Source organism: Bacillus rhizoplanae, from assembly GCF_917563915.1.
In the GTDB taxonomy this organism is placed as follows: domain Bacteria; phylum Bacillota; class Bacilli; order Bacillales; family Bacillaceae_G; genus Bacillus_A; species Bacillus_A rhizoplanae.
In genome coordinates, this window is the sequence record NZ_CAKJTI010000004.1 from 230,360 (window position 1) to 255,139 (window position 24,780).

The window sequence follows — 24,780 nt, forward strand, 5'->3', positions numbered from 1 at the left end:
CCTTCTAGTAATCTAGAAGGCTCTAAAACTATCAATTAATAAGGCTTAGAATATCCTAAGAAATGACTGCTCCAATATGAGTTGTTTAATGAAGCTACTTTAACGCCATTGTCACCGGCTTGAATAAATGTACCGCCGCCAAGGTAAATACCCATATGAGATGGACCAGATTTATATGTGTTTTGGAAGTAGATTAAGTCGCCTGGCTGTGGGTTAGATGTATGTTGGAAGCTACTCCAATATCCAGCTACACTTGTACGGCTGATTGAATAACCAAACTTCTTATATACGTGATAAATGAAACCACTGCAGTCAACGCCATTTGCAGAAGTGCCGCCCCATACGTATGGAACACCTTCCATTGATCTTGCGTATGAAAGTAGTGATGACATATCACCAGAGTTATTGCTTGTATTGTTGTTATTATTTCCATTATCCGGTTTTTCAGCTGGTTTATTTTCTTGTCCGCTGCTTACAGGTGTTTTAGATAAGTAGCGAGTGCCTACATATCCAGTGCGGCCATTATAGTTAATTTTGCTCCAGCCGTATTCGTCTGCAAGTACTTGTACTTTTTGTCCTTGTGGTAAGGCTCCGATTACACCGTAGTTTGAGCCAGCGCCGCTGCGTACATTTAGTGCGCTTGCATTAACGTAATATTCTCCGCTTCCTTGCGATGGAGTTTCATTGCTTGTTGCTGGCGGAGTAGGTGTAGAAGTGCCGTCTTTTACAAATTTCACAAATTCGCTGCTAACATAACCAATTTGTCCATTATGCTTCACTTTGAACCAGCCATTTTCAGCGCCAATAACGTTTAACTTTTGTCCGTTTAATACGCCGCCAATGATACTGTTGTATGTAGCTGGGCCTGTACGAACGCGTAAAGATGTTGCGTTTACAACGTAAGTACCGCCAGGTTGGACTGTAACATTGTTGTTATTATTTTGCTGTTGGTCATCCTGTGCAGCATCTGTATTAGAGCCGCCTTTTGTTACATAATCTTTGCTAATGTAAGCTGTTTGTCCGCTGTAGTTAATTTTGAACCAATCTTGTACTTCGCCAACGACTTGTACAACTTGTCCTTTATGTAGAGAACCTAACTGTGTATGTGATGTGCTAGGGCCTGTACGAACACGAAGGGAAGATACATTTACTGTATAGTTTCCACTTGCTGGTTGAACAGTTGTGTTATCGTTTGGTTTAGAAGGGGTATTCGTATTGCCCGCATTTACAAACTCACCGCTAACATAGCCGACTTTTCCATTGAGATTAATTTTATACCAGCCATTTTCTTGTCCAATTACGTTTAGTGTTTGTCCTTCGTATACGCGAGACATGATGTCATTAGAAGTGCCAGGACCCGTACGAACGCGTAATACATCCGCGTTTACTGTGTACTTTGTTGTGTTTTGTGATGTTGCTTGAGCCGTTTGAGCTGTTTTTGCTGCAGGTTGTTGTACGGTTTCAGCTGCCTGAACCGTATCCATTGTCGGTGCTACAGCACCTGCAACAGATACTGCAGCAAGACCGGCAAGATATTTTTTCATAGTTTGTCGATTCCTTTCTGCCTGTATTTTAAGGTAATGAAAAATTTACCAACTATAAAAATTCTAAAATGGTTGTCGATTGATGTCAATACTTATGAAGAAATCCGAATATCCTAAAAAGGGATAACAAAAAAAAGAAAGGTGCAAAAATACACCTTTTTTTGGTTTTGTATCCATATATTCTCATTTTTGAGGTGTAATTGTCCGCTTTTAAGGCCAAAGGACGTTGGAAGTAGAAAAACTTTGCATAAATGTTTTTTGTAACAATTTTGTGATAGGCCCGACTTGTCCGTTTTGAATAGCAGTCCCATCGAGGTGTGTCACTGGCATCACTTCAAAGGTTGTTCCTGTAAAGAAACATTCATCTGCTTTGTATACATCATGAACACTAAACAATTCTTCTTCCAGAGGAATATGTAATGTATGGGCAAGCGATATAATATATTGCCGAACAATACCGTTTAAAATGAGATGATTGGCAGGGTGTGTATATAGCGTTCCATTCTTCACAAGAAAGAAGTTAGAGTGGCTTCCTTCAGTGACGATGCCGTTACGAACGAGAAGAGCCTCTTTGCAGCCTTTTCGCTCTGCTTTTGTACTAGCTAATACATTGGGTAGTAAATTTAGTGACTTAATATCGCAGCGCAGCCAGCGGATATCAGGCTCCGTTATGGCGCGAATTCCATACTCAATCCATAAAGCAGGGCGTTCTTTTTTGCGAATGTATGCATAAATAGTTGGAGTTGCATCAAAGGAAAAGGCATGAACACGCGGCTTGACACCTCGTGAAATTTGGAGATAAATGATGCCGTCTTCTTGAAATTGATTTTTTTCCAGCAGTTCGTATAGGAATGCGATAAGCTCAGCTTTTGAGAGAGAAAGGGTGAGCTCCATTTCTTCCATAGAGCGGTATAATCTTGTTATATGTGGATCTAACAAATGCAAGGTCCCTTTATAAACACGAATTACTTCATATACGCCATCACCAAACTGTAGACCGCGCTCTTCTAAGTCAATATGAGGTTGTTCGTTTGTTGTATCAATCATTTTTCCATTCCATAATATAAAGCGTTCATATTTCATGTTTTTCTCCTTCCTTTCCCAATTATTGTCTGCACATACAAATTCGAAGGCCGGAAGAAAGAATCCTGCTTTGCAACAAAAAAACAACGTTCTATTACAGAACGTTGCATAAGGAGGGTAGCTTGTATAATAGGGACAAAGCTTACATGTTTTATTATAAAGATGTTTCATAAATTTTATGTAAAATTTTAGTGAAGGCTGTGTAATGATTAGTCAGCGTGTTTCTTGAAAGCTGTTTTTGCATAGTGTGTGTTCATGTCATATGATCGATATATTGATGTTATAAATAGAAAAAAAGACGCTAATTACTTAGCGCCTTTTTCTTTATTATTTTCTTTAATGGTTGTTTTGATTGTACCTGTTTTTACTTTGTTACCATCGTAGAAACGCAGTAAGTCACCTTCAATAATTTGATCTGACATGCGCAACTCATTTTGTGCGCGGTCAATCATTGCTTGTGCTTCGGCTTTTGGCACTTCTGCAACTGCACCTGTCGTACGGTTATAGAATGTATTATTTGTGTAAATGTATTGATCTGTAACGAAGCTTCCATCACGTAATACGACAAATGGTTTGCGCTCTGGTGCGAATAAATCATGACCAAAGTTAATGTCGTTCGTTGTATCAACACCTAGTAAATGAAGGATTGTTGGTTTTACATCAATTTCTCCAGCAGGTGCTGTAATTGTTTTTCCTTCTTTTTGACCAGGAACGTGAACGAAGAATGGTGTACGTTGTAAGTTCATACGATCAAATTCTGTAATTTCTTCTTTTCCTAAGAATTGTGCCATTGCACGGTTATGGTTGTCAGAAATACCGTAGTGGTCACCATAGAATACAATAACAGAGTTATCGTAAAGGCCCTCTGCTTTTAAATCTTCAATAAAGTGTTTTAACGCTTCATCTAAATAACGAGCTGTTACCATGTAATTGTCAAATACATCGTCACCAGAGTTATATGGCTCAATTAATTTCGTTGCTTCATCATAGTCAAATGGATAGTGGTTTGTTAACGTAAGGAAACGTGTATAGAACGGTTGCTTAATATTTTTTAACATATCCACTGATTGATCAAAGTACTCGATATCTTTTAAACCCCAACCTAGCTTTGTTTCAGGGGTAACCTTGTAATCTAATTCATTAAAGTAACGATCGTAACCAAGTGCTGGGTACACCATGTTACGGTTCCAGAATGTTGCGTTGTTTGCATGGAATACAGCTGTGTAATAGCCTTGCTCATGCAAGATTTCTGGCGTTGCAACAAATTCATTATTACCATGCGTAAAGAATACAGCGCCGCGATCTAATGGATATAAAGAGTTATCTACAAGAAACTCTGCATCAGATGTTTTACCTTGACCTGTTTGGTGATAGAAGTTTTCAAAGTAATAGCTTTCTTTCGCAAACTGGTTTAAGAATGGTGTCACTTCTTGTCCGTTTACTGTCGCACCAATTAAGAATTGCTGCATGGACTCAAGAGATACAACAATTACGTTTTTCCCTTCTGCTACGCCGAACATATTTGGATCTGGCTTTTCTTGCATTGTTTTCACATAGTTCTCTGCTTCTTGCAGCTTACTGCCATCTGCAAATGCTTTTTGTGAACTTGATTTTGCTTGTAGGCCAAGGTCGTACACTTGGTGTACGTATAAGCCTAAGTTTTTGACAAGCATTACGCGGTCAAATGAGCGTGTTAATAATTCAGGACGCTCTGCTTCTGCAAGTCCTAAGTTTGCAAAGAAAATGGCAATTGTTGATACGAAATATAGTGATCGCATTGGACGTGAAACACGCTCTGTTTTTGCATAGTCTTTCTTTTTCTTTAAAAGGACTGCGAAGAAGATAATATCGGCAAAAGCGACAACAATTTTGTAGTTAAGGAGTTCTTTCACACTGGAGCCAAGACTACCGAAGTTTGACGTTTGTCCAAGTACAGGTAATGTCACAAAGTCGTTATAGAAACCGTAGAACATTACGTTACCAACAAGAATGATGGTAAGGACAAAGTCAATTCCAAGTGCAATATAGTTTCGTTTTTTCCCTTTTGCAAATAATGCAAGACCCACTAGAAATAATGATGAAGCTAATGGGCTAATAAATAAAATGAATTCTTGCATGAAAGATTCTAGTTTTAAGTCAAAGCTAGTACGTGTAATAATGTACGTTTTTAGCCACACTGTGATGGCAATAAAGAATGTAAATCGCACGTTTTGAAATTGTAATTTCAAAGATTCCTTCATCCATTTCACCCTTTCTCTATCAGGCTTGGTCGATTTTTGAGAGAAACCTGCTAAAATAAAAAATACATAGTTTTCTTTGCCATGGATAGAGTTTTTTCTTTATACATCTATATATGACTTGAACTATGCATACCCTTTTGTTTTCCTGTCATTTTGTATTGTTCCATAAGAACAAAGCCATTTTGTATTATACAACAAAATTTGGCTATTAGGAACACACTCGCATCTTACATTTTTTGTCTTTTTTTCCATTATAGCTGACAGTGAAAACTTTAACATTGGTTTATATGCTCGTCAACTAGAAAATATAACAAATATGGGAAAGAGTCCGTAGAAACGAGGACTTTTTATATTGAGAAAAATTTAAAAATCAGCACCAAACACTTGTTCTTTTCCGCTTGTTTGTTATAATAAGAATGCATGATAAGTAACGTTGCCAAGCTAGAATCTACATTATATTGTATGTGTGTGAAGTTTGCTTATGTTGTAAAAGAATTCGGCATAATAGAAATAAAGTAAAATTTCCATCAGTGGGTGTCTTACTGCCCGCGAATAGCGGGATAAAAGAATAACAAGGGGAGATTTCATGATGAAGGAGAAATTTTCGGTCGAAGCGTTTTGGAATAAAGTAAAACATGCAGCAATTAAGGCGGGACATTCCGTTATTTATGCCAGTTTGTTGCTGTTTTATGTATTGCAGAAACCAGGTGTTCCAAAACGAGTGAAGCTTACGATTATTGGTGCTCTTGCGTATTTTATTGCACCGATTGATGCTATTCCGGATTTTGTAGCTGGACTCGGTTATACAGATGACTTAGGCGCATTAACGGCTGCGCTCGTACAAGCTGCCATGTATGTAGATGAAGAAGTGAAAGAACAAGCGCGTACAAAGCTGGGAGAATGGTTTGGTTCTGATGTGGATACGTCACTTATCGATCAAAAATTAGATTAATGCAGTAAGACGTCTATTGGTGTTTCTTTCATTAATGGACAGTCGGACGAGTTAGGATCGAACGGAAGGAATTGGATATGCCATCAGGAAAAACACACACGAAGATAAACTTAGTTTCTCTTCCCATTGTATTATTTATGCTCGGTTCTTACGGGCTAACGAATTTTGATTTTCTTCTTACGTTTGCGATTGGATTTATTGTTGGGACGTATTTTTTAACACCGGATTTGGATATTCATAGTTCTGCTTACCGCAAATGGGGGTTATTTCGCATCTTTTGGTATCCATATCAAGTTGTGATGCCGCATCGGTCACCGCTTACGCATACGATTATTATTGGTGATTTGATTCGTCTTCTTTATATGTTAATCGTTTTCTCACCGTTTTTATATATTTTAAATCAAACAGTGTTAGAGGGAAAACTGATAGAGATTGCAAAGGAGCATGAAGTGGCAATTGTTATGTTTGTACTGGGCGTGATAGCTGCTAGTGCATTACACATTATCGCGGACGGTGTAAATACAAGGCGTAAAAAAATGATGCGCCGCAAACGAAGAAAAAGAAGATGGTAAAGGTACTCGCAGCGTGCGAGTACTTTTTTCTTATATATATAAAGATGGTGAGATTTTCCTTTATCCCGCATTAACGGGCAGTAAGACCCTCACCTCAAGATGCAGAGAGAACTAAGAAGGTAGGTGGGGGATAACTGCCCGTGCCCGATTGGTTCAACTAACCTTCTGGGAAAAAAAACGCTCCCAGAAGGAAGTTTCACTTTACCCCGCCCAAACAGCCGGTAAGAAGTTAGGCAAGGAAGAGAGCCAAACCGTCTGTAAGGGCCCGATTGGTTCAACTAACCTTCTGGGAAAAAAACGTTCCCAGAAGGAAGTTTCACTTTATAGTTTTTGCACTGAAAACTACAATCAAAAGCTCTTCTTAAGAAACCTTTGATAAATTATAATGTATGGTTTGTTTGAATTTTTGCCTGTTTGAGTTAAAGCATTTTTCAATTCCAAGGTAGCGGTCTAAACTTAAAACGTAACTGCGTTTTAAAAAGAATAATATTCCAAATGCACTTGTATACAGTGTAAGACTTGTTAAATTCATATTACCTGAGAGAATAAAATTAATATGCATAAAAAGACAAATACAAACAGAAGGAATAATCATTAATCCTACTATCATACATATACCAACTACAATCTGGACGATAGGAATCGTATAGTTAAAGAACATAATATGTTTTAGGGCTATGTATTGAATGAAATCATGATAAAATTCTGGAACATTTGGTTTTTCTAGTGCCATTATTAAGTAATTTTTAAGAAAAATCCCAGGTTCACTAAACCAATGTTTTTCTGTAATCTTTGTTATTCCTGCCAAAAGCCATCCAATCCCAAAAAAAACGCGCATTAAAGTAACTAATAATTGAAATAATTGCTTTTCCAGACGCCTTGATAATACATTCATAACATTAAACATCTCCAATCTTGTAAGGGGAAAAGAAGTACCCTTAAATATTGATAACGATTATCATTATCGAAATTAAATTTAACAATTATGATAACTATTTTCAACGGAAAATGTAGGATAATTTGCAAAAGGTTAGGAAGTGAATTCCCGCTTCAAGATTCGAGAGAGAAGTGAAGGGAATTTTCATACATGTAATGTCATTCCAGTTCTATCAATTAAGCTTAGATCGGGCGAATTGTAATGGAATGAAAGCAAGACCGTCAAAAGACGGTCTTGCTTCTTATTTTTCTTTAATTAATGATGCCAACAAATACCCAAACAAATTATCTCGTATTATCTAGCTGTGACATCTTTAGCTGCTTCAGAAATACGGTCAACTGTTGCTTTTCCAGCATCTTCAACAGCATCAACTGCATTTTGTACTGCATCGCTTGCTACTTCAATTCCACGTTTTGTTTTATTACGCCCTTCATCAATAGCAGATTGATTTCGATTTTGTTCAGCCATTTGTTACCCTCCTAAAATTGGTTTTCGATCTTAGTATAAGAAAATGTCATTTTACTATTCATACATTAGAAATATTTCTAATCATTCGGGTTGTGTGAACAAAAAACCTCTTCAGAATACGTTTATCCCGCTATTTGTAGGCAGTAAGACTCCCACCTCAAGATGCAGAGAAAAGCAAAGAAGATAGGTGAGGGATGAAGAAAATCCCACTGATGAAAGTTTTACTTTATCCCGCCCAAACAGCCGGTAAGAAGTTAGGCAAGGAAGAGAGCCAAACCGTCTGTAAGGACCCGATTGGTTCAACTAACCCTCTGGGGAAAAACGCTCCCAGAAGGAAGTTTCACTTTATCCCGCCCAAACAGCCGGTAAGAAGTTAGGCAAGGAAGAGAGCCAAACCGTCTGTAAGGGCCCGATTGGTTCAACTAATCCTCAACGAGAAAACCATTCGTTGATGAGAGTTTCACTTTATTTTAGAAACTTGTAATCATATCACATTTTGTGAAAGAATGAACAAAGAAAATGTGAAAAAAATTCGAAAATAGGATTGTAAATAGGGAAAAATATGATAAAGTAGAATTATCAAATATTTATGAAAACGTTTTCTGTAAACGTTTTATTTTTTGGACCTAAAGGTCTGATGACCTGGTTGTCCACTTATAGGATTATAAGTACATGAAAAAGAGACATTAGAAGGGAAGAGAAACTATGAGCACATGGACACAAGTTTATGATCCGCTAGGTAACATTTGGCTTTCGGCAGCAGTTGCAATGATTCCAATTGTATTTTTCTTCTTAGCGCTAACAGTTTTTCGTATGAAAGGCTACGTTGCAGGGTTCATTACAGTTTTATTAACAGTTATAATTGCACTTTTTGTTTATAAAATGCCATTTACGATGGCGATAGCAGCAACGGGCTATGGGTTTGCTTATGGATTATGGCCAATTGCGTGGATTATTATCATGTCAGTATTTTTATACAAAATCTCAGTAAAAACGGGACAGTTCGATGTCATTCGTGCATCTGTTCTTTCTATTACAAATGATCATCGTCTACTTGTCATTTTAATCGGCTTCTCATTCGGTGCATTTTTGGAAGGAGCAGCTGGATTTGGAGCACCAGTAGCAATTACAGCAGCGCTTCTTGCAGGACTTGGTTTAAACCCGTTATACGCAGCGGGGCTTTGCTTAATTGCAAATACAGCACCGGTAGCATTCGGAGCGATGGGTATTCCAATTTTAGTAGCGGGTCAAGTAACAGGTATTGATCCTCATAAAATAGGAGAAATGGCTGGACATCAATTACCGCTTCTATCATTATTTGTTCCATTCTTTATTGTATTCTTAATGGATGGATTAAAAGGTGTAAAACAAACGTGGCCTGCATTACTTGTAGCAGGCGGTTCGTTCGGGATTACGCAGTTTATTACAGCAACATATCTTGGACCTGAACTCCCGGATATTACATCAGCACTAGTGAGCTTAGTGAGTTTAGCGCTATTCTTAAAAGTATGGCAGCCAAAAGAAATTTACCGTTCTGGAAAAGGACAAGCAGAAGCAGCGGCGACGGTAGATGCTGGTTCTACAATGAATTTAACAGCAGGAAAAGTTTTGAAAGCGTGGTCACCTTTTATTATCTTAACGATAATGGTTGTAATCTGGAGCCAAAAGTTCTTTAAAGCTTTATTTGCTCCAGGCGGTGCACTTGAAAGCTTAGTGTTTAAAATTCAAATTCCGGGTCTGCATAATTTAGTGATGAAGGCAGAGCCAATTGTTAATAAACCAACACCATATGAAGCTATATTAAAGATTGATATTTTATCGGCAACAGGCACAGCAATTTTGATTGCATGTATTATCACAATGTTTGTTTTGAAAATGAGTCCAAAACAAGCAGTGGTCACATTTAAAGAAACATTGCAAGAATTGAAAATGCCAATTTTATCGATTGGATTAGTACTTGGTTTTGCTTTTATGGCAAATTACTCAGGACTTTCATCGACATTGGCATTAGCGTTAGCAGGAACGGGGAAATTCTTCCCATTCTTCTCGCCATTCCTTGGATGGCTCGGGGTATTCTTAACAGGATCAGATACATCTGCAAACGCATTGTTCTCAAATCTACAAGCAATTACAGCGCAGCAAGTAGGCGTAAGCGAAGTATTGCTTGTTGCGGCGAATACAACGGGCGGTGTAACTGCTAAAATGATTTCACCGCAGTCCATTGCAATCGCATGTGCGGCAGTTGGACTTGCTGGGAAAGAATCGGACTTATTCCGTTTTACAGTGAAGCATAGTTTATTCTTCGTAACAATCATCGGTATTATCACATACATTCAAGCTTATTATTTAACTTGGATGATTCCTTAATAGAAAAAGGGGTGTCTCTTATGATGAGATACCCCTTTTTGTTATTTTTGATTTTAGCATGGAAGATGTACGGTTTTAACGTGATGTAAATTAAAATGAAAACGCTGATTACGTGCTGTAATGAGTTCAATTTGGTTGTCGGTTACTTCAGCTAATTTGCCAATTTTAAAATTCTGTATGCCTAAATCAAGTAAAACGATATGTTGTTTTAGTTTTTTCATTTGCTCAGAAAATGTACGTGCAAGTGTAATCTTTGAAGCTGGTGATAAGAGTTTTTCATTTTCTAGTCCGTAAGGCGTTTCTGCTTCCTTATACGGAACGATATATTTTACGTGATGAAATGGGATGTATAACATTTGATAGACAGGTGAGAGGAAGATAAAATAGTCATTCATAATATGGGTAACATATCCATGTAAGAAGTGTTCATGTGATAGCGCAAGTTCAATAAATTGTCCTTTTGCCACTTGCAATGTTTTTCGTAGTGAAATAGTGGATTCACTTGATATTATGTCTGGCGGTAGTAAAGATTCTGGAATTGTTAGGTTATCAAATAATGAAGAATCGATGTTTGGGGTTAAATGTTGAATGTGTAAACTGGAGATATACATGTACTTTTCTCCATCATACAATACAATAATGTCTGAGCCTTTATCAATCATAATCCCTTCAAATGGAAGAAGGTCCCCGGATAGTGTCACTTGTATGGGATGATTAATATATTTTTGTAAATGAAGCATAATAATCACCTTTCTTGTAATTACATAATCTCCTCCTTCTAACATAGTGGAAGGAGGGAGATGTTTTAGGGTGCGAAGATTAATTTAACCCAATAATATAAACATAGTAGTGTAAAAATGACGGTTGGCGGAATGACAAGGAATGTAGTTTTTATATAGGTACCCCAACCGATAGTTACTTTTCCTTTTTTCACAATATACATCCACATTAAGCTTGCTAGTGTACCAATCGGGAGTAATAATGAACCCATGTCACTACCGATGATGTTTGCAAGATAAATGGTTTTCAATGTAATAGGATCTAGTCCCATTTCGGTGAGTTCAATTGTGCCAATCATTAAGGCAGGATGGTTATTAAAAATGTTAGAGAGGATAGAGATTAGGCCCCCCATAACAAAAGTGGCATGAAATAAACTATCAGCGACGAGTGGTTGAAATGTAGTGACGAGCAGTTTGGTTAAACCGATGTTATTAAGTCCATACACAATCACATACATAGAAAATGCGAAAATTAAGACGTACCAAGGGGTTTTTTTAATCATATCATGAGGTGGGATGCGCAGTTTGTACCATCTCCACCCGAGTAAAATAACGGAGCCAATGACTGCTACAATGGCGATAGAAAACTGAAAGAAAGATGCGATAAATAAGCTGATGCGAACGCACAAAACAAATAATAGAATTCTAAGCATAAACTTTGTTCGCTTACGATTTTCATCAATTGCGGGACGTGGTTGCAGTGGGTGAAAGGATTTTTTAACGAAATTTTCATCTAAGTATGTCGACAAGACCGGGAGTTTTTCAGGGATTTTTTTCCGAAAAACAAGGAATAATAGAAACGACATAAAAAGGAGCCCTAACGTAGCGGGAACAAACATCATGGCTGTGTGCATGTATAAATCCATATCAATAATTCTCAGGGCGATTAAATTCACAATATTGCTTACACCAATCGGCGCGCTTGAGGCAGTGGCGATGAGTGCACCACTTAATAAGTAAGGTATTTTTTGATCATTTTTGAGTCGCAAATGGTGTAATAAAAGCAGTAAAATGGGAGTTGTAATTAAGATGCTACCATCGTTATTGAAGAATAATGTCATGAGAAAACAAAGAAGATTTGTATACCAAAAGAGGCGAATACCAGAGCTTTTTGCTTTTTTAGCAAGTTGAACGGCGTACCAATAAAAAAAACCGAAACTCTCTAATACGATCGCCATAACAATGGTAGCCATAATTGTTATGGCGGCGCCCATAATCTTTGAGCTAATATCACCCAAGTCGGCAAGAGAAACTGTACCGCTTAAAATGACAATCACTGCACCAACTGTTGCTGGAATTGCTTCATTCATTCCTTTGGGACGCCAAAAGATGATGAGCGTGGTTCCGAGAAAAGCGAGTATGGTTATTGTATATTGTAGGTTTATCAACTCTTTCACCCCTGTTCTTATAGTGAAAAGTTCGCATAAGACATACGTCCTGCACTGGCTTATATTCTATATGTATGAAGTGTGGGTTCGGCTTGTACTAAGTGAAATACCCATTTTTTGAATAAGGAAAAGAAATGATATAAATACCTTTGCATTTTTTAGACAATGATGTATGATAAGAGCGTAGTGAAAATTTAATCAGTGATAAACTAGGGGTGCCCAAGAGAGCTGGGCTGAGAGGGAAGCGTGTTGAAGCTTCTTAACCCTTTGGACCTGATCTGGTTCGTACCAGCGGAGGGAAGTTAACGGCTTTACATAACAATGCCTTATGTTGCCAGGTCCTATTCTTTATTATGGACCTGGCTTTTTTATTTGAGCATATGCTAGCCGCTAGTTCTCATCCTGGTCATAAGAAAAGTGGAGCCGACTGTTTAGACGCAAGGGTCTAGGCGGCGAAACTGAATCTAAAGAAAAGCGGGGGTTACTTCGCTAAGACACAGGGGAGGAAACACAATTATGAAACAATCTGTTTCAGCTGAGCAAATTGAGTTGAAGTCAAGTTTACCGGGAAGCAAGAAGGTATATGTAGAAGGTACGCGTGAAGATATGAAAGTACCAATGCGCGAGATTGCACAAAGCGATACAAACGGTGTATCAAATCCATCTATTCGTGTGTATGATACGAGTGGTCCTTATACTGATCCTGATTACAAAGTGGAATTAGAAAAGGGGATTCCAACGCCGCGCCGTTCATGGATTGTGGAACGCGGAGATGTAGAAGAGTATGAAGGCCGTGAAGTGAAACCGGAAGATGATGGTGTGAAAGTAACAGCTAAACATACGCCTGTATTCCCGCAAATGGGACGTAAGCCGCTTTGCGCAAAAGCTGGGGAAAATGTTACGCAAATGCATTATGCGCGTAAAGGTATTATCACATCAGAGATGGAATATGTGGCGATTCGTGAAGGTGTGGAACCAGAATTTGTGCGTAAGGAAATTGCTGAAGGTCGTGCCATTTTACCAGCAAATATTAATCACCCGGAAGCAGAGCCAATGATTATCGGACGTAACTTCCATGTGAAAGTAAATGCGAATATTGGGAATTCAGCTGTATCATCGTCGATTGCAGAAGAAGTAGAAAAGATGACATGGGCAACACGCTGGGGTGCAGATACAATTATGGACCTTTCTACTGGGAAAAACATTCATACAACGCGTGAATGGATTATTCGTAATGCGCCTGTACCAGTTGGAACAGTGCCGATTTACCAAGCGCTTGAAAAAGTAAACGGGATCGCAGAAGATTTAACGTGGGAAGTATACCGTGATACGCTAATTGAACAAGCAGAGCAAGGCGTAGATTACTTTACAATTCATGCTGGCGTACTGCTTCGTTACATTCCGCTTACAGCAAAGCGTGTAACAGGAATTGTATCACGCGGCGGTTCGATTATGGCCCAGTGGTGTTTATATCACCATCAAGAAAACTTCTTATATACACATTTTGAAGAGATTTGTGAAATTATGAAGAAGTACGATGTTTCCTTCTCTCTTGGAGATGGATTACGCCCTGGTTCAATTGCGGATGCAAACGATGAAGCTCAATTTTCTGAGCTGGAAACATTAGGAGAACTTACGCAAATTGCTTGGAAGCATGACGTACAAGTGATGATTGAAGGGCCAGGACATGTACCGATGCATTTGATTAAAGAGAATATGGATAAAGAGCTCGACATTTGTCATGGTGCTCCGTTCTATACGCTTGGACCGTTAACGACAGACATTGCACCGGGTTATGACCATATTACTTCTGCGATTGGAGCAGCGATGATTGGTTGGTTTGGTACAGCAATGCTTTGCTATGTAACACCAAAAGAACATCTTGGCTTACCAAACAAAGATGATGTTCGTGAAGGGGTTATTACGTACAAAATTGCCGCGCATGCTGCTGACCTTGCAAAAGGTCATAAAACAGCACATCAGCGTGATGACGCTCTTTCTAAAGCGCGTTTTGAATTCCGCTGGCGTGATCAATTTAATTTATCATTAGACCCTGAGCGTGCAATGGAATATCACGATGAAACTTTACCAGCAGAAGGAGCAAAGACAGCGCATTTCTGTTCAATGTGTGGTCCGAAGTTTTGCAGTATGAGAATTTCGCATGATATTCGTGAGTATACAAAGGATAATGATCTAGAAACAACAGAAGCAATCTCGAAAGGTATGAAAGAAAAAGCAGAAGAGTTTAAAGAAGCAGGCAGTCAATTATATCGATAATTAGAAAGCATCTTTCTGAACACCTCTTAATCTATGATCATGTGTACCTAACCTAATATAGATAATAGTCCCCCTGCTGAGCGAGAGCAGGGGGATTTTGTTATAATTTACATAAAAAGCAAGATGGATCGGAGGGGTAAAAATGAAGCAGAAAATTGTTCCTGCTATTTCATTTATATTACAGATTCTTTTTGTCGTTACATTTGTTTTTTTATTGTCACCAAATTATGAGAAACAAATGGATATTATCATAACAGCTGTCAGTACGTTGTTTTTTGTGTTTGGTAGTTTTGGCCTTTCTGTATATTCATTTGCGAAGAAGTGGTACCCGAAATTATCGTTTTTCTTCATCATTACATCATGCATGTTGCTTGCTTATTTCATTTTGGTTTTTGTTCTTCCCGAGGCGGGAATTCCGCCTTACCTCTGTCACCGATTTACGGAGCATTAATATTAATAGAAATAGGAACCTTCCGTATATATTTTGGAGGGTCCCTATAAGGTGTTTTATTTAACGAGCAAAAACGAGCTGCACCCAGTAGAATAGGAGGAAGAGTGTTACGATTGTTGTAAGGGGAATGACAATTAAGGAGACATTCAAGTAATCTTTCCATTTTACTTTGATTTTATTTTGCTTTAGGATATGCATCCAAATAAGAGAAGCAAGTGTACCGATTGGTAGTAACAATGATCCCATATCGCTGCCAATAATGTTTGCGAGGTAGATTGTTTTGAGGGTAATAGGGTCTAATCCCATTTCTGTTAAGGTAATGGTTCCAATCATTAAGGCAGGATGGTTGTTAAAGAAGTTTGATAGAAGTGAAACGAGTCCACCCATGATAAAGCTTGCATGTAATAAACTTTGATTTACGATTGGCTCACATATTTGTACAAGCCAAGCTGTTAATCCAGCATTATGAAGCCCGTAAATAATGACGTACATGGAAAAAGCGAATATGAGAATGTGCCACGGTGTCTTTTTTAATATATCGACTGGATTTGTTCGTAAATAATACCATCTCCATACGAGCAGAACGAGGGAGCCAAGTACGGCAACGATTTCAATCGGAATTGCAAAGAATGAGGCAACGAAAAGAAGACAACGCATAAGGAAGACGAACAGTAACACTTTTAACATAAATTTTGTGCGTTTGCTTTTCGTATCAATAGAATCTTTCCCTTTTAAGGGGTGAAAGTGTTTTGTGAAAAAGACTTCTTCAATATCATAAGCGGATGTTGGTAGTGTTTTCGGTAATTTCTTTTTCACAACTAGATACATGAGCCATGACATAAAGATAAGCCCTAACGTTGCAGGTACGAACATCATTGCTGTATGCATATAGAGTGTCATATGAACGATGTTTAATGCGATTAAATTTACGATATTACTAACGCCAATTGGGGCACTAGAAGCAGTTGCAATTAATGCACCGCTTAATAAATATGGAATTTGTTGATGTGGCTTTAATTGAAGGTTTTTCAAAAGTAAAATTAAAATTGGTGTGGTAATTAAAATACTACCATCGTTATTAAATAATAGCGTCATGAGAAAGCAGAGTAATTGAATGTACCAATATAGACGGTGTCCGGAGCCTTTTGCTAAGTTCGCGAGCCGGGCTGCTGCCCAGTGGAAGAAACCAAAACTTTCTAATATAACAGCCATAACGATTGTCGCGATGATGGTGATAGAGGCGCCGCCAATTTTACTAATAATATCGGCAATGTCGCTGCGTGATACAAGACCGGTAATAATGATAATCCCCGCTCCAATTGCAGCTGGCCATGCTTCGTTTACTCCTCCTGGCCGCCAAAATATAACGACCATGGTGATAAAAAAAACAAAAAGTGTAATCCAAATTTCAATACCCATAGCTAGCCTGCCCTTCTTGATTCTTGAATTTGAACAAGAATATTTCGACTTGTCCACGACTTTCTAATTAATCATATTCATATTCTTAAAAGAAGGTATGGGACATTACACTAACTATTGTAAATATGTGCGTTTGGTGCTTTGAGGAAAAGACATAGTATATAGGGAATTCTAAATGAAAATAGGCACATATCCAGTATGTGCCTATTAGGTATTTATAATAGAAAGGTTGTTACATGCATCTACCTAGTTTTCTTTTGGTAGGTAGATGTGGATGAAAATATGCTACTTATTTCGTGGTAGATGATGTTTGACTAAGAATTTTGTTATCAGTATGGGTATTTGTAATGCTGTCTGTAAGAGCCCGATTGGTTCAACTAATCCTCAACGAGAAAATCGTTCGTTGGGGAAAGTTTCACTTTACTTTAAAAAAGTTCTATCTTTCAAGAATAAGTTCCAGAAGAAGATGAAGCCTGGTAATAGTATTGCGATACCGACTGCATAGAGAATGAGTAGCGCATAAAACGTTTCTTTCGTTGTAAAACTTGTGAATACAGTTACTTCTGGATAAATAATATACGGAAGGTGTGCAACGCCGTAAGCGTAGCTTGCAAATCCATACTGGGCAACGACAGAAAGAACAGCAATGCGTGGCCAGCCAAGTGTTTCATGTTTTTGACTTGTCCACCAAAGGGAAGAATAGCCAATGATAAAAAAGATGATCGAGATTGTAAACCATTTGAATTGTTTAATTAATCCTTCCATGAGCCAATGTGTTTCAGGTTCCATTACGACAAGTGCAATGATGGCGGTGACAAGCGTTGCAGGACCGAGCACGATGGCGTTTCTCCGGTAGACACGATATGTATCTTCGGACCCTTGTTCTCTAGCAAAATCAGCCAGAAAGAGTGCTGATAAAAAGAGTTCTGATGTTAAACCAAAGAGCATGTACCAGTATACGACTGGACTTGATAATAATTTTCCATATAATAACGTTTCTTTGCCGCCGGCAGTGGTAATGAAGGCTCCTTCTGTTACAGGAAGAACTGTAATTAAGAGAGCTGGAATTAATAGACCAGTAATGCCCGAAATAACACGCATTAGATACTGGTACTTTGGCAAGGAATAAGAAAACACCATAAAAGTACTACGAATTGTAACGAGTATGAGAATTAAGGTAACAGGTAAAAACATTGCGGTTGCGAGTGTAAATGCAGCTTTTGGAAAGAAGCCGAGAAACGCAACAACGACAAAGACTAGAAATGTATTCGTAACTTCCCATGTTGGGGATAAATAGCGATTAGCGAGTTTTCCAGCAAGTGTTGGGTGCTTTGCATACACCATTCCCCAAAAGCCGGCACCGAAATCAATTGAGCCTAAAATACTGTATACAAAGACGACAGCCCAGAGAATGATAATAGCAATGCTTGCTTCAGGCATGTGAGTCCCCCCCGTTCGGTTGTAAGTCTTGCTTCAATGGATGGCGCCTAAAGAATGTTCGTAATACGAAGACAGTTAAGATGCCAAGTGCAATGTAAAGTACGACAAATACGACAAATAATGGCCCAACAAAGTCGGCGCGCGTTGCAGCATCTGTTGTACGTTGAAAGCCGTAAATCGTCCAAGGCTGCCGTCCGCTACAGCTGAAAATCCAGCCACATTCAATGCCAAGAAGCATAATCGGACCGCCCGCAGCGATTGCTCCCAGTAGCCATTTTGGCAATTGTCCGCCTTTTTTTCGGTAAATGAAGTACCAATATCCAAGTGAAATTGCAGCGACGGCGAATGAAAATGTAGCTGCTCCGACCATTAAGTCAAAGAATAAATGGGTGTAAAAAGGAGGCCACGTTTCTGGTGGAAATTCATTTAATCCTTTTACAACTGTATTTGGAGAAAAACCGACTAACATACTTAACATGTTTGGGAATTCAATGGCGTATTTTAATTCGTGTGTTTCTGGATCGAGAACGCCTCCAACGGCTAGTGGTGCATGTGACTGTGTATGAAATAATGCTTCAGCTGCTGCCAGTTTCTCTGGTGAGTGCTCATGAAGTCCAATCGCAGATTCATGTCCAGAAACCCACATAATCGCGCCTGTAATGAATGTGACCATAAGACCTAAGTATAATCCTTTTTTATGATAAGCAATCTCCCGTGCGCTTTTATTTCGTTTTAATAATTTAAAGCCAGCGATAGAAGCGATGACAGCAGCTCCTGTTGCATAAGCGGTAATGACAACATGAACGGAGCTTGTGAAAAAGCTTGGATTAAAAAAGGCTTTCCACGGATTAACATTATAGACTGATCCGTCCGCGGCCATTGAAAATCCGGCTGGTGTATTCATCCATGTATTTGCTGATGTAATGAGTACAGCGGATGCAGTTGCGCCGAGCATAACAAAAAAGAGCGATATTAATCGCATGAATGGTGGCAACTTGTCTGCAGCATAGACGTAAATGGACATGAACAATGCTTCTAGGAAGAAGGCGAAAATTTCAATTTGAAATGGAACGGAAATAACTTGTCCAACAATCTTCGCAAAGCCAGGCCAAAGCAAGGAAATTTGGACGCCTACAATTGTTCCTGTTGGAATGGCAACACCAAGAAGAATCGCAAATGCTTTCGTCCATCTTTTTGCCATCACAGAGTAATCGGAGTCCTTCTTCCAGTGATATAACACTTCACTTATAAAAATCATTAAGGAAAGTCCAATTCCCAGTGTTGCAAAGATAATATGGAAGGCTAACGATGATCCAAAGAAAGCGCGCGATAGTGTAACAGTATCCATGTTTCTACTCCTCTTCGTTTTTGCCATTATTTTCTTACTGATATGGAAATTTTATTCAAAAAAATGACAAAAAATATATATGTATTTTAGGAGAGATTATGATATTATAATGTTGAAATCTTCTGAAAATAAAAATTTTTATTTTAGAATTGTGCTTTGAGGGGAAATATTTTATAATGCTTTATGCGAACGCAAGTTCTGTTTTGCAGAATTTCTTTACAAACTGTAAGGGAAAAATGCGGATGTGCACTGGATTTAGTCGTATTCATGAAACGGAGGGAAAGTTTTCATGTATCCAGAAGTCATTAAAAAAATGGCATTTTCGAAAGAGCATAAAGATTTATTGTTGAAGCTATACAATAAGGAAATTACGCGACGTGAATATGATCGTCTCGTACAAGCACTATATCGACCAGCGAAAGAAAGTGTGTAAATACCCATTTATAGTGATTGGATAACTGAATCTCATATTAGTGAAGAGGGCAATCTGAAAAGATTGCTTTTTTATTATGATGGCTAGTGAACCAATCGGGCTTTTACGGGCAGTTATCCCCCACCTCAAAATTCGGAGAAAAGCAAAGAAAACCCCCACTGATGGAGGTTTCACTTTATATGAATTTGATTGTTTAGTTAATAGCGGTGATTTCGCCTAAGCCGCGAGTCAACCGTTTTATATATAATTGCTTCGGATTGAGTATAGGCAATATATAATCGATAGCTTGTTGCGGGTCTACCTTTGTTCCACACGTATAGCAGTCAATAGCTGCAAACTGTTTTTCTGGATACGTATGAATAGAGATGTGGCTTTCCGATAGTAAAACTAATATTGTAACTCCAGATGGTTCGAATGTTTTGGAGTCTACTGATAATACAGTTGCACCGCACATATTGGCTGCCATGACTAAATGTTGTTGTAAGAATTCACGATCATTTAATAAGGAAGTGTCTACCTCCCACATATCTACTATTATATGTCTTCCAAATGTTGAATACTCCATGGTACCTCCTGTTTATATATAAGATTAATATTCCATATCTTCTTGATAGCAACGGTGTAGAATAAGTTGGTTCTCTGTGTTGATTACTGCGTTTTGTCGTTCCTCTAAGAGGTCTTCTCTAAAGCGAAATAATAAAGCGAGGTTTTTCGGAAGTGTTCGATGAGGAACGGTTACGGGTAATGGGTTTCTATTGCGCATAATGGAGGAAGAATTGGTCGCGATATGAAAGCCCCAATCGTTTCCGAAAGAAGGAACGATTGTATGATAGCTTGCAACTGTTAATCCAGTGCTGCGAATTGTTCGGCCGATGCTCCAATAGGTAAGCGGTGCATCTTCTGGTGAGTTGGATTGACAGACGAACGCTCCACCTTTCGTAAGGAAGCTAGATACCACAGAAAATAATTCTTTCGTATATAGCTGACTCAATGTCTCGGTTGCTGGGTCTGGGAAGTCGATAATAATCACGTCATATTTACGAGATTTCGTACGTAAAAATTTTCGAGCATCGTATGCATGGATATTTACACGCTTATCGAAAAAAGCACCTTCATTTAACGCGACAATTTCAGGCACATTAGTCGCAACTTTGATAACTTCTTCATCCAAATCGACAAGATCGACGCGGCGAACCGTTTGATATTTTAAAACTTCTCTTAATGCAAGACCATCCCCGCCTCCTAAAATAAGAACAGATTTTGGGGAATCTACTAATGCCATTGCAGGGTGAACAAGTGCTTCATGATACAGTCGCTCGTCTACAGAGCTAAATTGTAATTGTTCATCAAGATACATTCTGACATCATTCACCTTTAGCACATCAATCTTCTGGTATTGGCTCTTTCCTCGAAATAGAGCAGTATGCTTGTCTGCTAATATTTCTCCTAAACTCAGTTTGTCCCATATATCCCCGTGGCTGTAACTTTGAGATGATGTTGAGTTTGAGTTGTTGCTGTTAGATTTTTTATTATAATATTTTTTACAATCTGCAGTAGATTCTTCCTTTTGGTCATGCTTCCGACAGTTTCTCGGCATGTTGAGCTCCTTTCTTTTATATAAAATAGATTTTGAAAGTTCATGTTAGTATATGTACATTACTAGGGAAGGCTTGGACGATTCTTTATATTGAGGCAAAGATTTTTTAAATAGAATAGGTTCATATAGAATTTTGTTCGAAAAAACTTTTTTTCTACATGTATACGGCTAGACAACTAATCATTTTGTAAATTTCATGTAAATGTGTGTCAATAGCGTGTGCAGGATGGGACAACAGTTGCAACTATGGTACATCCAGTTTATGTAGATGCAGAGCTGGTGGAGTTTTAGGAGTAAAAGGGGCTGCCAAAGATATCGGCGGAAGTGGTGCATTTATCGGCGCTATTTGAGATATATCGGCGGAAGTGGTGCATTTATCGGCGTTATTTGTAATATATCGGCGCTTCGACAGAATATAAAGACCCTTCGACGATGTTCGACATGCGAGTGGTCGGGCTGCTGGAACTGGGTAATATCGAAAAGTAAAAGGAGCTAATCTAAATGTCCGCTTTTAGATTAGCTCCTTTCTTATCCCGCATTAACGGGCAGTAAGACCCCCACCTCAAGATTCAGAGAAAAGCGAAGAAGATAGGTGGGGGAAACTGCCCGTAAAAGCCCGATTGGTTCAACTAATCATCAGTGGGGGATAAAAAAAACCCCCACTGATGGAAGTTTCACTTTATAGTACCGATAAAATGATCCCGCTTATCGCACCTACTACAACAATTACCCACGGCGGCAGCTTCCAAAAGGCAAGCATTGCAAATAAGAGTAATGCGACAACGAAATCAGCAGGTTTCCCAACCGAGCTCGTCCAAATCGGATGATAGAAGGCGGCAAGTAAAATACCGACAACAGCTGCATTTATACCAAGCAGAGCACCTTGTACGTATGATTTGCGGCGCAGTGCATCCCAAAAAGGTAACACGCCTACTACGAGTAAGAAAGCTGGAAGGAAAATTGCAATCGTTGCAATTGTTGCCCCGAGGGCCCCGTTCATAATTGCACCGATATAAGCGGCAAATGTAAATAATGGTCCAGGGACAGCTTGCGCCATTCCATAGCCAGCGAGAAATTGCTCTTTCGTTATACTACCGTTTGACACAAACTCATTTTCTAGGAGAGGAAGAACGACATGACCGCCGCCAAAGACGAGAGAGCCTGATCGGTAGAAGCTATCAAACATGGCAATCCAGTGCGAGAGAGGGCGTAATATTGGTAATAGTATCAATAAGAGAAAGAACAGAGATAAGCATAGCGCTGCGACTTTTCGTGAAATCGGAATGGATATTTTTGTTTCAGTTGTTATTGTGTGCTCTCTGTATAAGAGCCACCCAATTCCACCAGCGAATAAAATAACTACGATTTGTATCCAAGCTGCTTGGAATAATAGAACGGCAGCTGCAGCGATGACTGCAATCGTTGCGCGGCCGCGGTCTGGTGTTAACTTCTGTGCCATTCCCCATAATGCATGAGCGACAATTGCTACGGCTACAAGTTTTAAGCCGTGAATCCATCCGGCATGGGCAATGTCTATTTGCTGTAATGCGGAAGCAAACAACACGAGCGCAAGAACGGAAGGTAACGTAAATCCAAGCCAAGAAACAATCGCCCCAAGTATGCCGCCTCGAGATAAGCCAATGCCCATGCCGACTTGGCTACTAGCAGGGCCGGGAAGAAATTGACAAAGCGCTACTAAATCAGCATAGCTTTTTTCGTCCATCCACTTTCGCCTTTGGACGTACTCGTTATGAAAATAGCCAAGATGTGCAACAGGCCCCCCAAAGGAAGTGAGTCCAAGTTTCGTGGAAACGAGAAAGATTTCTACTAATACTTGTAAGTAATTTGTAATGGTTTGTTTTGTTTTCAAAATGACGTAAATTCCCCTTCTTTTTTGATGAACGTTTTCTTCTATCATATCGAATGTATGTAAATAAGAACATCGATAGAGTGTAATAAATGTGTAAATTTGCATACACTGCGAGTATCGTTTTATGGAAGTTGTAATCTATTAAAAATTCGGGTGAGGTAGTCAAAGAAACAAGCGTATTTAGAATGGAGTGAGTATTGTATCATATCAGCTTTATAGAAGGAGGTGATTAAAAGAGTGACAAAACATTTTTTTGCTAGATTAAAAGGACGTAATGAAGTTCCTCCTGTAGAAACCGATGCTTGTGGTAAGGTGAAATTCATGTTTAATGAAGACCTTACAAAGCTATATTATAAATTAACTGTGAAGCATATAGAGAAGATGACTGTCGCCCACATTCATTTAGGGAAGGAAGGACAAAATGGACCAGTGGTTACATTCTTATTTGGTCCAGTGAATCCTGGGATTAGTGTTGATAAAGGCGTTGTAAAGGGTGTATTGACAAAAGATAATCTTGTTGGACCACTCCAAGGAAAGACTTTAGCAGATCTTATGAAAGAAATGCAGGAGGGAAATGCGTATGTCAATGTGCATACAGAGCAAAATCCTCAAGGTGAAATTCGCGGACAAATTCAAGAGGTATGCTAACAAGGAAAAGGAGCTGACCTAACTTGGTCGACTCCTTTTTGTATTGTTTTATAAAGTGAAACTTCCATCAGTGGGGGGGGGAAACGAGGTCCATTCTTTTCATTTGCATTCACCTCGGCTCTTGATCACTATTTTAAAGTTTACACAAAAATAGGAATTGGGGAAAGAGTGGACAGATTTAGCAGAGGCTAAAGCTGTTACAATCTCGTATCCTTCCAAAAATTAACTTCTAAATGAGAAGAAGGGTTGTAAGGAAGAAGTGTATACCCTTGTGAACGAAGATAGTCAATTATTTTTGGTAAAACTTGCACGGTGACACTTGAGTCATGCATTAAAATGACTTCGACTGGTTTATTACTTTGATTCATTATCCGTTCCAATACAACAGAAGGATTATGATCACTTTTCCAATCATATGTATCGACTGTCCAATCCCACATTTTATAGTGAGCTACAACAAGAGCATCACGATAGTTTTTCTTTAAATAGGGCATACTGCCATAAGGAACGCGAACGAGATGCGTATCAAGTCCGGTGATAGTTTGAACGATTGCCCGAGCTTGTTCCATTTCAGAAACTAAAATAGAGGGATCACCGTTATAAAGGTATTTTGCATTATGAGACATACTATGTAATCCTAGGTAATGACCTTCTTGAATCAATCGCTTTGTTGTTTGAGGATAACGAGAGACACGTCCGCCAATAACGAAGAAGGTTGCTTTTTCATTTTTTTGCTTTAAGATATTTAAAATTTGTGATGTATATTTGTTTGGTCCATCATCGAATGTTAAATAAGCCACTTTTCTTTGCGGAGTAGCTGTATGCTGATGAGGCAGTTGTGTTTCAAGATGAGCGATAGAGCGATTCTCATGTGAAGATACAACTGCAGCCTGCTTAGATGATAGAAAACATGAGATGATAGTATAAAACAAACAAATCAGTAGAAGCGTTCGCTTAATCATGATGC

General features: G+C 38.8%; 21 protein-coding genes and 1 riboswitch. Of the genes, 7 read left to right on the forward strand and 14 right to left on the reverse strand.

Going from position 1 to position 24,780, the window contains the following annotated elements; genetic code table 11:
- Positions 1 to 35: 35 nt before the first annotated feature.
- The 3 genes from LRP84_RS06675 to LRP84_RS06685 all read right to left on the reverse strand — a co-directional run bounded on the left by LRP84_RS06675 (position 36) and on the right by LRP84_RS06685 (position 4,867).
- A complete protein-coding gene (locus LRP84_RS06675) occupies positions 36 to 1,544 on the reverse strand; it encodes a C40 family peptidase (protein WP_230574353.1) in 1,509 nt (502 codons plus the stop codon).
- A 210-nt stretch (positions 1,545 to 1,754) separates the two neighbouring features.
- Entirely contained in the window at positions 1,755 to 2,627 is an 873-nt protein-coding gene (locus LRP84_RS06680) for a D-amino-acid transaminase (RefSeq protein ID WP_230574354.1), read from the reverse strand.
- Positions 2,628 to 2,932: 305 nt separating this feature from the next.
- The gene (locus LRP84_RS06685; RefSeq protein ID WP_230574355.1) at positions 2,933 to 4,867 is read right to left on the reverse strand and encodes an LTA synthase family protein; all 1,935 of its coding nucleotides are present in this window, start codon (positions 4,865 to 4,867) and stop codon (positions 2,933 to 2,935) included.
- Positions 4,868 to 5,456: 589 nt separating this feature from the next.
- Between LRP84_RS06685 and LRP84_RS06690 the strand changes: the two genes are divergently transcribed.
- On the forward strand, positions 5,457 to 5,819 hold the full coding sequence (locus LRP84_RS06690) for a YkvA family protein (protein ID WP_230574356.1): 363 nt from the start codon (positions 5,457 to 5,459) through the stop codon (positions 5,817 to 5,819).
- Between the two features lie 77 nt (positions 5,820 to 5,896).
- Positions 5,897 to 6,391, forward strand: coding sequence for a metal-binding protein (locus LRP84_RS06695; protein ID WP_230574357.1), 495 nt, complete (start codon positions 5,897 to 5,899; stop codon positions 6,389 to 6,391).
- Positions 6,392 to 6,752: 361 nt separating this feature from the next.
- On the opposite strand, the gene LRP84_RS06700 is transcribed toward LRP84_RS06695, so the two are convergent.
- Positions 6,753 to 7,286 carry a hypothetical protein gene (locus tag LRP84_RS06700; protein WP_230574358.1) on the reverse strand — a complete coding sequence of 178 codons (534 nt, stop codon included), beginning with the start codon at positions 7,284 to 7,286 and terminating at the stop codon, positions 6,753 to 6,755.
- Between the two features lie 336 nt (positions 7,287 to 7,622).
- On the reverse strand, positions 7,623 to 7,796 hold the full coding sequence (locus LRP84_RS06705; protein WP_230574359.1) for a hypothetical protein: 174 nt from the start codon (positions 7,794 to 7,796) through the stop codon (positions 7,623 to 7,625).
- A gap of 705 nt (positions 7,797 to 8,501) precedes the next feature.
- On the opposite strand from LRP84_RS06705, the gene LRP84_RS06710 reads away from it, so the two are divergent.
- Entirely contained in the window at positions 8,502 to 10,163 is a 1,662-nt protein-coding gene (locus LRP84_RS06710) for a lactate permease LctP family transporter (RefSeq protein ID WP_230574360.1), read from the forward strand.
- 53 nt (positions 10,164 to 10,216) lie between these two features.
- Here LRP84_RS06710 and LRP84_RS06715 read toward each other — a convergent pair whose 3' ends face one another.
- Entirely contained in the window at positions 10,217 to 10,903 is a 687-nt protein-coding gene (locus LRP84_RS06715; protein ID WP_230574361.1) for a YwrJ family protein, read from the reverse strand.
- Between the two features lie 65 nt (positions 10,904 to 10,968).
- Positions 10,969 to 12,327 (reverse strand): arsenic transporter, encoded by a 1,359-nt coding sequence (locus tag LRP84_RS06720; protein WP_230574407.1) that lies wholly within the window; start codon positions 12,325 to 12,327, stop codon positions 10,969 to 10,971.
- Between the two features lie 204 nt (positions 12,328 to 12,531).
- Positions 12,532 to 12,647, forward strand: a riboswitch (TPP riboswitch).
- Between the two features lie 199 nt (positions 12,648 to 12,846).
- Between LRP84_RS06720 and thiC the strand changes: the two genes are divergently transcribed.
- Positions 12,847 to 14,607, forward strand: coding sequence for a phosphomethylpyrimidine synthase ThiC (gene thiC / locus LRP84_RS06725; protein ID WP_230574362.1), 1,761 nt, complete (start codon positions 12,847 to 12,849; stop codon positions 14,605 to 14,607).
- A 142-nt stretch (positions 14,608 to 14,749) separates the two neighbouring features.
- The gene (locus LRP84_RS06730) at positions 14,750 to 15,058 is read left to right on the forward strand and encodes a hypothetical protein (RefSeq protein ID WP_230574363.1); all 309 of its coding nucleotides are present in this window, start codon (positions 14,750 to 14,752) and stop codon (positions 15,056 to 15,058) included.
- Between the two features lie 60 nt (positions 15,059 to 15,118).
- Here the strand turns inward: LRP84_RS06730 and LRP84_RS06735 are convergent, their stop codons facing one another.
- The 3 genes from LRP84_RS06735 to LRP84_RS06745 all read right to left on the reverse strand — a co-directional run bounded on the left by LRP84_RS06735 (position 15,119) and on the right by LRP84_RS06745 (position 19,265).
- Positions 15,119 to 16,477, reverse strand: coding sequence for an arsenic transporter (locus LRP84_RS06735; RefSeq protein WP_230574364.1), 1,359 nt, complete (start codon positions 16,475 to 16,477; stop codon positions 15,119 to 15,121).
- A gap of 420 nt (positions 16,478 to 16,897) precedes the next feature.
- The gene (locus LRP84_RS06740; RefSeq protein WP_230574365.1) at positions 16,898 to 17,917 is read right to left on the reverse strand and encodes a cytochrome d ubiquinol oxidase subunit II; all 1,020 of its coding nucleotides are present in this window, start codon (positions 17,915 to 17,917) and stop codon (positions 16,898 to 16,900) included.
- Positions 17,910 to 19,265, reverse strand: a complete 1,356-nt coding sequence (locus LRP84_RS06745; RefSeq protein WP_230574366.1) for a cytochrome ubiquinol oxidase subunit I — start codon at positions 19,263 to 19,265, stop codon at positions 17,910 to 17,912. The genes LRP84_RS06740 and LRP84_RS06745 overlap by 8 nt, the downstream gene beginning before the upstream one ends.
- 289 nt (positions 19,266 to 19,554) lie before the next feature.
- On the opposite strand from LRP84_RS06745, the gene LRP84_RS06750 reads away from it, so the two are divergent.
- Positions 19,555 to 19,698: a hypothetical protein gene (locus LRP84_RS06750; protein WP_098310977.1), complete on the forward strand. Its 144-nt coding sequence runs from the start codon at positions 19,555 to 19,557 to the stop codon at positions 19,696 to 19,698.
- Positions 19,699 to 19,891: 193 nt separating this feature from the next.
- On the opposite strand, the gene speD is transcribed toward LRP84_RS06750, so the two are convergent.
- The 3 genes from speD to LRP84_RS06765 all read right to left on the reverse strand — a co-directional run bounded on the left by speD (position 19,892) and on the right by LRP84_RS06765 (position 23,165).
- Positions 19,892 to 20,263 carry an adenosylmethionine decarboxylase gene (speD, locus tag LRP84_RS06755; protein ID WP_230574367.1) on the reverse strand — a complete coding sequence of 124 codons (372 nt, stop codon included), beginning with the start codon at positions 20,261 to 20,263 and terminating at the stop codon, positions 19,892 to 19,894.
- Positions 20,264 to 20,287: 24 nt separating this feature from the next.
- The gene (locus tag LRP84_RS06760; protein ID WP_230574368.1) at positions 20,288 to 21,295 is read right to left on the reverse strand and encodes a spermine/spermidine synthase domain-containing protein; all 1,008 of its coding nucleotides are present in this window, start codon (positions 21,293 to 21,295) and stop codon (positions 20,288 to 20,290) included.
- Positions 21,296 to 21,974: 679 nt separating this feature from the next.
- A complete protein-coding gene (locus tag LRP84_RS06765; RefSeq protein WP_230574369.1) occupies positions 21,975 to 23,165 on the reverse strand; it encodes a chromate transporter in 1,191 nt (396 codons plus the stop codon).
- Positions 23,166 to 23,402: 237 nt separating this feature from the next.
- Between LRP84_RS06765 and LRP84_RS06770 the strand changes: the two genes are divergently transcribed.
- Positions 23,403 to 23,813: a CHRD domain-containing protein gene (locus LRP84_RS06770; protein WP_230574370.1), complete on the forward strand. Its 411-nt coding sequence runs from the start codon at positions 23,403 to 23,405 to the stop codon at positions 23,811 to 23,813.
- Between the two features lie 197 nt (positions 23,814 to 24,010).
- On the opposite strand, the gene LRP84_RS06775 is transcribed toward LRP84_RS06770, so the two are convergent.
- Positions 24,011 to 24,775 carry a polysaccharide deacetylase family protein gene (locus LRP84_RS06775; RefSeq protein ID WP_230574371.1) on the reverse strand — a complete coding sequence of 255 codons (765 nt, stop codon included), beginning with the start codon at positions 24,773 to 24,775 and terminating at the stop codon, positions 24,011 to 24,013.
- Between the last annotated feature and the right edge of the window lie 5 nt (positions 24,776 to 24,780).

Bases quoted from the DNA above. Each gene is read 5' to 3' on its own strand.
- LRP84_RS06730 (WP_230574363.1), top strand. From the start codon at position 14,750: ATGAAGCAGAAAATTGTTCCTGCTATTTCATTTATATTACAGATTCTT.
- LRP84_RS06700 (WP_230574358.1), bottom strand. From the start codon at position 7,286: ATGAATGTATTATCAAGGCGTCTGGAAAAGCAATTATTTCAATTATTA.
- LRP84_RS06695 (WP_230574357.1), top strand. From the start codon at position 5,897: ATGCCATCAGGAAAAACACACACGAAGATAAACTTAGTTTCTCTTCCC.
- LRP84_RS06710 (WP_230574360.1), top strand. From the start codon at position 8,502: ATGAGCACATGGACACAAGTTTATGATCCGCTAGGTAACATTTGGCTT.
- LRP84_RS06775 (WP_230574371.1), bottom strand. From the start codon at position 24,775: ATGATTAAGCGAACGCTTCTACTGATTTGTTTGTTTTATACTATCATC.
- LRP84_RS06685 (WP_230574355.1), bottom strand. From the start codon at position 4,867: ATGAAGGAATCTTTGAAATTACAATTTCAAAACGTGCGATTTACATTC.
- LRP84_RS06740 (WP_230574365.1), bottom strand. From the start codon at position 17,917: ATGCCTGAAGCAAGCATTGCTATTATCATTCTCTGGGCTGTCGTCTTT.
- LRP84_RS06760 (WP_230574368.1), bottom strand. From the start codon at position 21,295: ATGCCGAGAAACTGTCGGAAGCATGACCAAAAGGAAGAATCTACTGCA.
- LRP84_RS06675 (WP_230574353.1), bottom strand. From the start codon at position 1,544: ATGAAAAAATATCTTGCCGGTCTTGCTGCAGTATCTGTTGCAGGTGCT.
- LRP84_RS06705 (WP_230574359.1), bottom strand. From the start codon at position 7,796: ATGGCTGAACAAAATCGAAATCAATCTGCTATTGATGAAGGGCGTAAT.
- speD (WP_230574367.1), bottom strand. From the start codon at position 20,263: ATGGAGTATTCAACATTTGGAAGACATATAATAGTAGATATGTGGGAG.
- LRP84_RS06715 (WP_230574361.1), bottom strand. From the start codon at position 10,903: ATGCTTCATTTACAAAAATATATTAATCATCCCATACAAGTGACACTA.
- LRP84_RS06680 (WP_230574354.1), bottom strand. From the start codon at position 2,627: ATGAAATATGAACGCTTTATATTATGGAATGGAAAAATGATTGATACA.
- LRP84_RS06750 (WP_098310977.1), top strand. From the start codon at position 19,555: ATGTATCCAGAAGTCATTAAAAAAATGGCATTTTCGAAAGAGCATAAA.
- thiC (WP_230574362.1), top strand. From the start codon at position 12,847: ATGAAACAATCTGTTTCAGCTGAGCAAATTGAGTTGAAGTCAAGTTTA.
- LRP84_RS06745 (WP_230574366.1), bottom strand. From the start codon at position 19,265: ATGGATACTGTTACACTATCGCGCGCTTTCTTTGGATCATCGTTAGCC.
- LRP84_RS06690 (WP_230574356.1), top strand. From the start codon at position 5,457: ATGAAGGAGAAATTTTCGGTCGAAGCGTTTTGGAATAAAGTAAAACAT.
- LRP84_RS06735 (WP_230574364.1), bottom strand. From the start codon at position 16,477: ATGGGTATTGAAATTTGGATTACACTTTTTGTTTTTTTTATCACCATG.